Origin of the sequence: uncultured Hymenobacter sp. (assembly GCF_964242765.1) — a bacterium.
In the GTDB taxonomy this organism is placed as follows: domain Bacteria; phylum Bacteroidota; class Bacteroidia; order Cytophagales; family Hymenobacteraceae; genus Hymenobacter.
The window spans coordinates 15268-26284 of sequence record NZ_CAXTBM010000071.1 but is presented as its reverse complement, the minus strand read 5'-3'; the positions used below and the strand labels follow the sequence as shown (position 1 = coordinate 26284).

Annotated in this window: 10 protein-coding genes; 8 read left to right on the top strand and 2 right to left on the bottom strand. The window is 57.9% G+C overall.

All coding sequences use genetic code 11. From position 1 onward, the window contains the following. The 3 genes from ACFE7X_RS21435 to ACFE7X_RS21425 all read left to right on the top strand — a co-directional run. Nucleotides 1-1975: S46 family peptidase (locus ACFE7X_RS21435; RefSeq protein ID WP_375437734.1), on the top strand; the 1975-nt coding region annotated here is incomplete at its 5' end. Nucleotides 1976-2050: 75 nt separating this feature from the next. Continuing rightward, nucleotides 2051-2644, top strand: a complete 594-nt coding sequence (locus ACFE7X_RS21430; RefSeq protein ID WP_375437733.1) for a hypothetical protein — start codon at nucleotides 2051-2053, stop codon at nucleotides 2642-2644. 36 nt (nucleotides 2645-2680) lie between these two features. Beyond that, nucleotides 2681-3955, top strand: a complete 1275-nt coding sequence (locus ACFE7X_RS21425; protein ID WP_375437732.1) for an amidohydrolase family protein — start codon at nucleotides 2681-2683, stop codon at nucleotides 3953-3955. Between the two features lie 99 nt (nucleotides 3956-4054). On the opposite strand, the gene ACFE7X_RS21420 is transcribed toward ACFE7X_RS21425, so the two are convergent. Continuing rightward, entirely contained in the window at nucleotides 4055-4810 is a 756-nt protein-coding gene (locus ACFE7X_RS21420) for a glycosyltransferase family 2 protein (RefSeq protein ID WP_375437731.1), read from the bottom strand. Nucleotides 4811-4982: 172 nt separating this feature from the next. On the opposite strand from ACFE7X_RS21420, the gene ACFE7X_RS21415 reads away from it, so the two are divergent. Both ACFE7X_RS21415 and ACFE7X_RS21410 read left to right on the top strand, forming a co-directional pair. Next, on the top strand, nucleotides 4983-5282 hold the full coding sequence (locus ACFE7X_RS21415) for a hypothetical protein (RefSeq protein ID WP_375437730.1): 300 nt from the start codon (nucleotides 4983-4985) through the stop codon (nucleotides 5280-5282). 152 nt (nucleotides 5283-5434) lie between these two features. Continuing rightward, nucleotides 5435-6301, top strand: coding sequence for a DUF1571 domain-containing protein (locus tag ACFE7X_RS21410; protein WP_375437729.1), 867 nt, complete (start codon nucleotides 5435-5437; stop codon nucleotides 6299-6301). 131 nt (nucleotides 6302-6432) lie between these two features. On the opposite strand, the gene ACFE7X_RS21405 is transcribed toward ACFE7X_RS21410, so the two are convergent. Continuing rightward, entirely contained in the window at nucleotides 6433-7305 is an 873-nt protein-coding gene (locus tag ACFE7X_RS21405; RefSeq protein ID WP_375437728.1) for an SDR family oxidoreductase, read from the bottom strand. A 398-nt stretch (nucleotides 7306-7703) separates the two neighbouring features. Here ACFE7X_RS21405 and ACFE7X_RS21400 point away from each other — a divergent pair, with 398 nt between their 5' ends. The 3 genes from ACFE7X_RS21400 (at nucleotide 7704) to ACFE7X_RS21390 (ending at nucleotide 10630) form a co-directional block, all read left to right on the top strand. Next, nucleotides 7704-8567, top strand: a complete 864-nt coding sequence (locus ACFE7X_RS21400; protein WP_375437727.1) for an SDR family NAD(P)-dependent oxidoreductase — start codon at nucleotides 7704-7706, stop codon at nucleotides 8565-8567. 253 nt (nucleotides 8568-8820) lie between these two features. Beyond that, nucleotides 8821-10071 (top strand): NAD(P)/FAD-dependent oxidoreductase, encoded by a 1251-nt coding sequence (locus ACFE7X_RS21395; protein ID WP_375437726.1) that lies wholly within the window; start codon nucleotides 8821-8823, stop codon nucleotides 10069-10071. A gap of 115 nt (nucleotides 10072-10186) precedes the next feature. After that, nucleotides 10187-10630, top strand: coding sequence for a PA2169 family four-helix-bundle protein (locus tag ACFE7X_RS21390; protein ID WP_375437725.1), 444 nt, complete (start codon nucleotides 10187-10189; stop codon nucleotides 10628-10630). The last annotated feature ends 387 nt before the right edge of the window (nucleotides 10631-11017 follow it).

The window sequence follows — 11017 nt, the reverse complement described above, 5'->3', positions numbered from 1 at the left end:
GCACTCTGCCGTCGAGAACGACTACGTCACCACGGGCTACTGGGCCATGAACCGGGAGCAGGAATTGCCTAATCCGGGCCTCACGGCAACCTTCATCGTCAAAATGGAAGATGTGACCAGCCAAGTGCTGGCCAACGTTCCGACCGCCAATGTACAGGAAACCGACCGGGAGCAGATGGTGCAGGCCAACATCCAGCGCGTAGCGCAGGCTGCCGTGCAGGGCACGCATTATCAGGCGTTTATCCGGCCGTTCTACAATGGCAATGAATATTACCTGTTTCTGACGGAAGTGTTTCAGGATGTCCGGCTGGTGGGCGCACCGCCGAGCAGCATCGGCAAATTTGGCGGCGACACCGACAACTGGGCTTGGCCCCGCCACACCGGCGACTTCAGCGTGTTCCGCATCTACGCGGGCCCCGACAACAAGCCCGCCCCGTATTCCAAAGACAACGTACCCTTCAAGCCCCGCCACCACCTGCCTATTTCGCTGGCGGGCGTGCAGCCCGGCGACTTCACGTTGGTTTTCGGTTTCCCGGGCCGCACCAACGAGTACCTAACGAGTTGGGGCGTAGAAGAAACCTACTCCGTGTCGAACCCGGCCAAAATCAAGGTGCGCGACGCGAAGTTGAAGACACTAGCTACCGATATGCAGGCTTCCGACAAGGTGCGGATTCAATATGCAGCCAAGTACGCCAGCATTGCCAACTACTGGAAAAAGTGGATCGGCGAAAACCGGGGCCTGAAAAAGCTGGATGCCGTAACCCGCAAGCAACAGCAGGAAGTGGTATTCCAGCAGTGGGCCAACAGCGGCGACGAGGCCCGCAAAGCGGCCTATGGCTCGCTCCTGCCCCAAATGCAGCGCAGCTACACCGCCGCGCGCGACTACACCCTGGCCCGCGACTATGTAACCGAAGCCGCGCTAGGTATCGAGCTCATAGCTTATGCCAATAGCTTGCTCCCGCTGGCCGAATTGGTTGAGAAAAAAGTGTCGGCCGCTGAACTGGCCACGGCCGCCGACAAGGCCCGGGGCGGCACCGCCAACTTCTTCCGCAACTACAACGCCCCCACCGACCAGAAAGTAGCCGCCGCTTTGCTGCCCCTTTTCGCCACCGGCACGCCCGCAGCCCTGCTGCCGGCCTACGTCAAGGGCCTGTTCAGGCAATACCCAGGCCCCAACGGCTGGAACGCCTACGTGACGCAGCTCTACGGCAAGTCGCGCCTGACTTCCAATGAAAGCGCCCAAATCGTGCTTAATGAAGTAGCCAAAGGCAACGCCCGCGCCCTGCTCGACGACCCAGCGGCCCAATTAGCGGCGGCCGTTATCAGCAACTACCGCACGACTATTCTGCCCACTTACACCGCCGCCACCGACAACATTGCGCTGCTCCAGCGCACGTATATGGCCGGTTTGCGCCAGCAACAGCCCGAGCGCAAGTTCTACCCCGATGCCAATTCCACCCTGCGCGTTGCCTACGGCCAAGTGCAGCCCTACGCCCCCGCCGACGGCACGAAGTACGACTTCTACACCACCCTCGACGGCATCATGGAGAAGGCCGACCCAACCAATCCGGAATTTGAGGTACCCGCCCGTCTTGCCGAACTTTACCAAGCCAAGGATTACGGCCCCTACGCCTACAAAGGCAGCGTGCCCGTTGCCTTTATTGCCACCAACCACACCACGGGCGGCAATTCCGGCTCGCCCGTCATCAATGGCCGTGGCGAGCTAATCGGCATCAACTTCGACCGCAACTGGGAAGGCACCATGTCCGACATCATGTTCGACCCCGACCGGGTTCGCAACATCACGCTCGACGTGCGCTACCTGCTGTTCGTGATTGATAAGTTTGCTGGGGCCAAGCACTTAGTAAACGAAATGACCTTGGTAAACAATCCGAGCGATGCCAAGCCGGAACCGGATAAGAAAGTGAAGAAGGTGAAAATCAAGCGCCAGCCAAGCACGGCCAAAGCCGGCTAGCTACTACAAATTGCAGCCTTATAAACCAAGAGCCGCTCCTGTGAGTGACTCTTGGTTTTATTTAAAGCCTTCTATATGAAAAGAATAGGTACGCTAGCTTTCATCTTACTGGGAACCCTGACACCGGCCTTCAGTCAGAAGTTGATGCTCACAGGCGGTTACGTACGCGTAGGGGAGAAATCGTTCACCGGCGCGCCAACTTCAGGACTGCACACTATATTTCCGGTCGGGAAGCACGGCATAAGCGGCGTAACGATACAAGCGGCCCGCAACCGCCAGCCTTTTCAAGAGATTATCAGCAGGCCTCCGGGAGAGAACGACCGAGTCATCACTGAGTACAACAATTCACTGTACTCGTTGCAAGGGTTTCTGGCGGGCCGGTTGATGGTAGCTCCTCACCTTGAAGCGACACTAGGCCCTAGCGCCGGACTGTACCTGCTGGGTGCCAAGGAACGGACCGACGAGTTAAGGCTTGGTCTTGGATTATGGTCTGGCTTGACGTACAAGCAGCTCGGCGGTGGCCGCTTCAATTTGGAAGCTCTTTTTCATCCTCGGGCGCTGCTACCCAATGTACCGGTCGAGGATGCAAACTTCCGATTCGATGGTCAATGGCTGTTTGTGTGGGATGCGCAACTGGGTATATCGTATGATTTGAAACGACAGCCCTAACTTTAGGAGCTTACCCATCTTTTAGTGGACTTCCCTTTGATTCGAAAACTCTTTGCCTGCGCGTTCTTGCTACTGGTCACCTTACCCCTGACAGCCCATCCTCTCACCTCGGCCACGGTGCTGCTTTTGCTCCGCCCCGCCGCCGTATTCGACGGCGAAACGCTGCACCCTGGTTGGGTTGTGCTGGTGGAGAATGATCGAATTCGGGCCGTGGGGCCGGCCGCGCAAGTAACCGCGCCAGCCGGAGCCCGCACGCTCGAATTGCCTGGCCTCACTTTGATGCCGGGAATGATTGAAGGCCACTCCCATCTGCTGCTGCATCCCTACAACGAAACGCCCTGGAACGACCAAGTGCTGCTAGAATCGGAAGCGCTACGAGTGGCGCGCGCCACGGCCCACGCCCGCGCTACGCTCGCCGCCGGCATCACCACGGCCCGCGACCTAGGCACGGAAGGCGCCGGCTACGCTGATGTGGGATTGAAACAGGCCATTGAGCAAGGCCTCATTCCTGGCCCGCGTCTGCTGGTGGCTACCCGCGCCTTAGTGGCTACGGGCAGCTACGGCCCCAAGCTTTCCGTGGATGTGGATGTGCCCCAAGGCGCCCAGGAAGCCGACGGTGTGGATGGCATCATCCGGGCCGTGCGCGAACAAATCGGCAAAGGTGCCGACATCATCAAAGTCTACGCCGACTACCGCTGGGGTGCCAACGAGCCGAGCCGCCCCACTTTCACGCAGGACGAGCTCAACCTAATCGTGAAAACCGCCAACAGCGCCGGCCGGCCCGTAGTAGCCCATGCCAGCACGCCCGAAGGGATGCGCCGCGCCACCCTGGCCGGCGTCCAAACCATCGAGCACGGCGACGGCGGCACCGCGGAAGTATTCAAACTGATGAAGCAGCGCGGCGTGGCCCTGTGCCCCACCGTAGCTGCCGGCGACGCTATTTTGCTGTACCGCGGCTACCGCAAAGGCCAGGACCCGGAGCCCGAGCGTATTCGCCAGAAGAAGGAAAGTGTGAAACTGGCCCACCAAAGCGGGGTGGCGCTAGCCGTTGGCGGCGACGTAGGCGTGTTCACCCACGGCGACAACGTGCGCGAAGCCGAGTTATTAGCCCGCGAATATGGCTTCACGCCGCTGGAGGTACTGCGCGGCTTCACCAGCGGCAATGCCCGCATCTTTCAGCTCCCCGACCGGGGCCGCATCCAGCCCGGTTTCCTCGCTGACCTAGTAGCCGTTACTGGCGACCCTACGCAGGACGTGGGCGCATTGCGACAAGTGAAGCTGGTGCTCAAAGGCGGCGTGGAGGTGAAGTAAACAGTTGTCCTTCCGACGCAAAAGGAATCTGGGTGAGGCTGCTCAACGACTTCACCCAGATTCCCCCTGCGTCGGAAGGACAACTGTTTACTTCTAGTCTTATCCCGGCTGCTCCACGCCTAGCGCCTTGAGCTGGTCGGCGTACTTGTCGTAAATCACGCGCAGGTCGGCACCGTGCTTGTCGGCGTCTACGCCGATGCTGACGTTGCTGGTGTGGAAGCGGTGCAGGTGGCTGATATGGGGCGACAGAATGGGCAAATGGCCCGCCAGTAGGAAGCGCACGTACAGGTCCAAGTCTTCGGCCATTTCGATTTCCTCGTCGTAGCCGCCCACTTTCTCGAACAAACTGCGGGCGTAGCAAACGTTGCCCTGGATGAAGTGCTCGGCTTTAAAAATGGCCTTGAGCATGTCAGCGGCCGAATCGAAGCGCCAGGCATAATAGTCTTCGCTCGGCAGGTAGCGACGTTCTTCGTCCACGCGCAGAAAGTCGGCCACAAACCAAGGCTGACCGGGATGGCGCTCAATTAAGCTGCCGTAGTGGTAGAGGCAGCGCTGAAGCAGCAGGTCGTCGTCGTCAAGGGGAACCAGCCAGGAGTCAGCGGGCGTTTCGCGGATAAGGATGTTGCGAGCTGGACCAGGCTGGAGCTTGGTGGCCTGACTAATAACCCGAAGCGGACCGCCCTTTTGGGCCGCGGTGCGCAACCAGCCGGCGGTGTCGTCGGTGCTGGCATTTTCCAAGATAAAGTGCTCGTACTGAATGTCGAGCGGGGCCGTAACGGTGGCTCGGACGCTGGCCACGGCTTCGGGCAGAAACTGGCAGCGGTTGTAGGTCGGCGTGATAACCGTGAAGTGCATAAAACGAGAAAACAAAAAGTAACGGGCAGCCAACAAGCTCGCCGGCTAAGCAGCCAGCCGTTGAGTTGCTCCTTCTTATTCTGCCAGATAATGGAAAAAGTTGTCCTGCTCTCTGCTTGTGAGTCAACTTTGTGACTCCGGCGGGCGTTAGTTGGCTCTTAAGCCCTTGCTTATGGCGAAGTTCATGGTTACGATTCAACTGCCCGTGGTTTTCACCGACGACTTTGTAGCCCTTATTCCTCGTCACCGCATGTTCATCAACCAACTCATCGAGGAAAATGTCGTGGAAGCCTATGCCATCAGCGCCGACCGCACCCAAGGCTGGATAACGATGAACGGCTCGGATAAAGCGGCTATTCAACTCGTAGTACAGAAATTTCCGCTTTACCCTTTCTTCATCAACGTGCAGATCAAGGAGTTATTCATCTTCGATAGTGTCAGTTCCCGCTTTCCTCCCATCAGTTTAAATTAAGATGACTGCTAAGGTGACCAGCTCGGCGCTCAAACAGCGCAAGCAGAACCCTAAACTTGCCACGCATCTGTTCACTGCTTCACCACTCCTTTGTCCGGCCCGGTTTATGTATGGCGGGCCATTGGCTTAGTTTTGTTTACGATTACCTTTCTATGACGCGTTTTTTTCGGCTTTTAATCTTTTTGCCCTTGGTGGCAGTGGCTTTAGGAGCTGCTCTCGCCCCCACCACAGCTCCCGCCGACCGCATCACCACCGAACAGTTGATGACCAGTCTTACTAGTTCCATCGTGAACTTGAAAACGCTGCGCTGCAATGTCCGGGCGCAGGAACGCCTGAGCAGCGGCAAGTACCAACCGGCCCGCACGGCCATGAAGATGACCTTCAATCCGCACCGGGTGTACCTCAAAAATATTAAAGGTTTGGAAGTTTTGTGGGTGGAAGGCCAGAACGACGGCGACGCCTGGGTGTACCCCAACAGCTTTCCTTACGTGACGCTAAGCCTCGACCCCAACGGCTCTATTATGCGCCGCAATCAGCACCACAGCGCCCTCGACGCCGGTTTCGGCACCATCTCCGACCTCATCCACGGCTCCAGTCAGCGCCGCGACCATAGCTTCGAGCGCAGCTTCCGCTACACCGGCGACTCGGTTGTGGCCGGCCGGCCGTGCTATGTCCTTCGTTCAGAGTATCCGCAATTTCGCTACGTATCCTACACAACCGTAGCCGGCGACACACCGGCCCGCATTGCCGACAAATTTGGCTGCGGCGAATACCGCGTGATGGAGCGCAACGGCATCAGCCCCGGCTCCGCCATACCAGTTGGCAAGGTGCTGCAAGTTCCCAACAGCTATGGCCGCCGCACCCTCGTCTGCGTCGATCAGAAGCTGATGCTGCCCGTCCTCGTGCGGGTTCACGACGACAAAGGGCTGTTCGAACAATTCGAGTTCAGCAACATCATTCCCAATCAACCCATTCCGCCAGCGGAGTTCAGCAAGGACTTCCCGGAGTATAAGCTATAATCACGGATTAATCGGATTTCTGGACGATTGCCAACAACCAAAAAAGCCTCGCTATAGCGAGGCTTTTTTGGTTGTTGAAGCAAAATCGAGATGTAACCAGGCATCGTCTACGAAATCCGTTTAATTCGGGGCTAGCGGCGCATGGCCTTCTCAATCTCATCCCACATCGGCGCCGGAATGGCTTCGAGCTTGTTGAACTCGCCGGCACCGTTCAGCCACTCCCCCCCGTCGAGGGTCACGACTTCGCCGTTCATATAGGCCGCGAAATCCGATACCATGTAGGCGGCCAGGTTCGCTAGTTCCTGATGGTCGCCGACGCGTTTGAGGGGGACGCTAGCAGCGGGGTCCAGCTTTTTGGCGAGGGGCTCAGGGAACAGCCGGCTCCACGCCCCTTCGGTTGGGAATGGGCCGGGGGCAATGGCGTTCGAGCGGATGCCGTACTTGGCCCACTCCACGGCCAACGACCGGGTCATGGCCAGCACGCCTGCTTTGGCCGCGGCCGAGGGCACCACGTACGCCGAGCCGACGGAGGCGTAGGTTGTCACGATGTTGAGGACGGTACCCGGCTTTTGGTCGGCAATCCAGCGCTTTCCGAAAGCCAGCGTACAGTTATAAGAGCCGCGCAGCACAATATCGACAATCACATCAAAGGCTTTGTGCGAAAGCCGTTCCGTGGGGCTAATGAAGTTGCCGGCCGCGTTGTTGAGCAGCACGTCGGCCCCGCCGAAGGTGTCGATGGTCTTTTGCAGCAACGCTTCCACTTCGTTGTATTTGCGCACGTCGCACTGCACGGCCAGAATGCTCCCGTTAGTTTGCTGACGCAGTTCTTCGGCGGTTTTTTCCAGCACATCCAGCTTGCGGCTGCTGATGACCACATTGGCGCCGAGCTGCATAAAGTACGTGGTCATGGCGCGCCCAAGGCCCGTTCCGCCGCCCGTCACGACGATGGTTTTACCTTGGAGTGCATTGTCGCGGAGCATGGGTTGGGCGTAGGGAGCAGACATAAAGAAGAAATGGGTGGGAAGTAAAAAAGCGAAAACCAGGCACCGATCAGTCCAATCACTGAAAGCAATTACCGTTTTCGTAACTCAAATAAACTGCTAATTACAGTAATAGCGGTTGCCGTGGTAGCCGTTCACCGCTCTTCCAGAACAGCCACGGCGACGATAAGCAGCGGTGTACTTAGTGGGAGTGCTGCTAGAGTGCGGCTGGCAATGTGGTGGTTTGCAACCAATAAAATAACATCTGAACCCGACTCTCCTTGTATAATTTGATTTTCAAGATATTAGAAGGCGAGCAAGTTCAAAAAAACTCCTAACATAGCCGTTCGTGACAGTGCCGCTTGATGATCGGCTATGATGGCTTTTAGGAGACGCAAGAAATTTCATCACCTTTACCTCGCATGACAACAAACTCTTCCGCATCTTCTTCCTCCACTTCAACCATTGCCATTTTGGGCTGTGGCTGGCTAGGGCTACCTCTGGCGCAAGCTCTCGTAGCTGATGGGTACACCGTAAATGGCTCCACCACTACGCCCGCGCAGCTGCTCACGCTCCGCGACGCCGGTATCCGGCCTTACCTGCTGCGCTTGGGTCCCGAGTTCAGCCAAACGGACGCCGACTCGCTGCACGCTATGCTACACGAAGCCGACGTGCTGATCCTGAACGTGCCACCCCGCGCTGCGGCAGCCGGCGCCTATCCGGCGCTGCTACGACCCGTGGGCGCCGCCGTAGCGGCGGCCGGTGTGCGCCACGTGCTGTTTGTAAGCTCGACGGGCGTGTACCCCGACGAGCCCCGCACGATGCGCGAAGCCGACGCCCTTTCCTCGCCCGATGCGTCTTCCGACTTGCTCCGGGCCGAAGGGCAATTCACCCCCCGGCGGGGGCAGTGGCTCACGACGGTTGTGCGCCTCGGCGGCCTGATTGGTCCCGAACGGCCTCCCGGCCGTTTTTTGGCAGGCCGGCACGAGTTGAAACAAGGCAGCGCGCCCGTTAACCTGATTCACCTCGACGACTGCGTGGGCTTGTTGCGTTACATCATTCAAGAGAAAGTATGGGGCTACACCTTCAACGCCTGTGCCGCCCATCACCCCACCCGCCGCGACTTTTACCCCACCGCGGCCGCTCATCTGGGCCTCGAAGCGCCTACCTTCAGCAACGAATCCACCAACGCCAGCGGTAAAACCATCGATACCACGCTGCTCCGCCAAACCACCGACTACCGCTTCCGCCACGACGATTTGATGGCTGCCCTGGAATACTGCTAGTACTGCATCCGCTCCAACTTATGCCCGTAAGCCACTAGCAACTCAGGCGCGACTTAGGTAATACCTCATTCATAAGACAAGAAGCGCATTCCTGTGGCACAAAGCTTGGGAGAACATTGTTTGAAGTTTGTGGGAGACCAGCTTGCGCCTGTGGCTCTAGCTAGTTGTTGCTCTCAACTAGCACTTACTGCACCAAGCCGGCATAGGCAAAAATCGATGCTACATCGGTTGTATCTTTATACTTGTGAAGGAAATGAACACTTCGGTAGCTGTATTAGGGGGTGGGGCGGCAGGCTTTTTCGGGGCCATTGCCTGTGCCGAGGCCAACCCTGACCTGACCGTTTACCTGATTGAAAAGACCAGCAAGCTGTTAAGCAAAGTGCGGATTTCCGGCGGCGGACGCTGCAACGTGACCCACGCCGCCGATACGCCAGCGCAGCTCGTGCTGCACTATCCGCGCGGTGCCAAGCAACTCAAAGAGCCGTTTCGGCAGTTTGATGCGCAAGCCACCATCCGCTGGTTCGAAAGCCGGGGCGTGCGCCTCAAAACCGAACCCGACGGCCGCATGTTTCCCGTCACTGATTCTTCGGAAACCGTTGCCCAATGCCTGCTTGATGCTGCCCGCAAAGCCGGGGTACGCATCCTCACTCAAACTGCGCCCTCAACGATTGAGCCGCTACCAGAGGGGGGATTTCAGTTGCAGCTCGTCGGGGCTCATGCCAGCACGATGACCGTTGAGAAGCTGCTGATTGCAACCGGTGGCGCCCCTAAGTCGGAGCAGTACGCTTGGTTGCGAGACTTGGGGCACACCATTCAAGAGCCCGTACCGAGCCTGTTTACGTTCAACGTACCCGAGTCGCCGTTGCGGGAGCTGCCCGGCGTGAGTGTGCCGCATGTGCGGGTGCGCGTGGCCGGCGAAAAGCTGGAATACGAAGGCCCGGTACTGGTGACGCATTGGGGCGTGAGTGGGCCGGCAGTGCTTAAGCTGTCGGCTTGGGGGGCCCGCCGCCTGCACGAGCTAGGCTACCAAAGCACGGCCCTTATCAACTGGATACCAGCGTATACTGAAGACTCGTTGCGGCACTATCTGCGCGAGTTTCGGGAGCAGCACGGCAAGAAAGTGGTGGCTTCTAATCCGCTCTTTGGACTGCCCCAACGCTTGTGGCGTACTCTCGCGGAGCAAGCCGGCGTTACCGACGAGGTGCGCTGGAACGAGTTACCGGCCAAACCCCAGAACCGACTCATCGAAGCGTTGCTTAATACGGCGCTTCCTGTCCGGGGCAAAACCACCTACAAAGACGAATTCGTGACTTGTGGGGGCGTGATGCTCGGCGAAATCAACATGAAAACCATGGAAAGTCGGCGGGTGCCCGGTCTGTACTTTGCCGGCGAAGTACTAGATATTGACGGCATCACCGGTGGCTTCAACTTCCAAGCCGCGTGGACCACTGGGTATTTGGCTGGCCGCGCTATGGGGGCGGTGAAAAGCCCGATCGTAATTTGAAATACTTGGATGGTTGGAATGCCGAGCCCGCTGTTTGACTAGGTATCCTCTTGCAACCCTACACTAGCTTTCGCAGTAAAGTAAGGCACAACCACCTTACCTAACATTACTTCTCATGGAAGCTAAAGCAACCCAAGCCGTCCTCAACGAACTACTCGAAACCCTGAAAGATGGCGAAAAAGGCTACTCCGAAGCCCTCACGGACGTAGAAGACCAAGACTTGAAAGAGGTGTTCAAGAAGTACGCCGTGCAGCGCGACGGTTACCTCACCGAGTTGGAAGACCAAATGCACCAACTCAACCTGAAGGCAGAAGAAGAAAGCTCTATCACTGGCACCATTCACCGCGCTTTCATCAACTTGAAAGCCGCTGTAACCAGCAAAAGCCGCGAAAGCATCCTTAACGAGTGTGAGCGTGGCGAGGATTACGCCGTGAAAGCCTATCAAACAGCTTTGAAAGCTGAGCTACCAGGCCAGCTCAAGACCATCATCGAAAAGCAATATCAAGGCATCCAGCAAGGTCACGACGAAATCAAAGCCCTGCGTGACGCTTCCAAATAGAACTGCATCTTTTCAGATTATTTCGGTTACAAGAAAAGAGCCACCTCAATGAGGTGGCTCTTTTCTTGTAACCGAAATAATCTAGCTTAAGCTGAGAGAGTTATTCGCCGGCGTTGTCGCGCTTGCCTTTGTAACCGCCACCGTAGCTGCTGCTACCGCCGCGGCTGCCGCCGTAGCTACCACCACCACGGTTGCCGCCGCCGTAGCTGCTACCGCCGCGGTTGCCACCGAAGCCGCCTTCACGGCTGCCATAGCTGCTACCGCCTTCACGGTTGCCTCCTTTGTAACCACCGCCATAGCTGCTGCCACCACGGTTGCCACCGAAGCCGCCTTCGCGACGCTCACCGCCACCGAACCCACCGGGGCCGCGACGAGCACGGTCGCCGA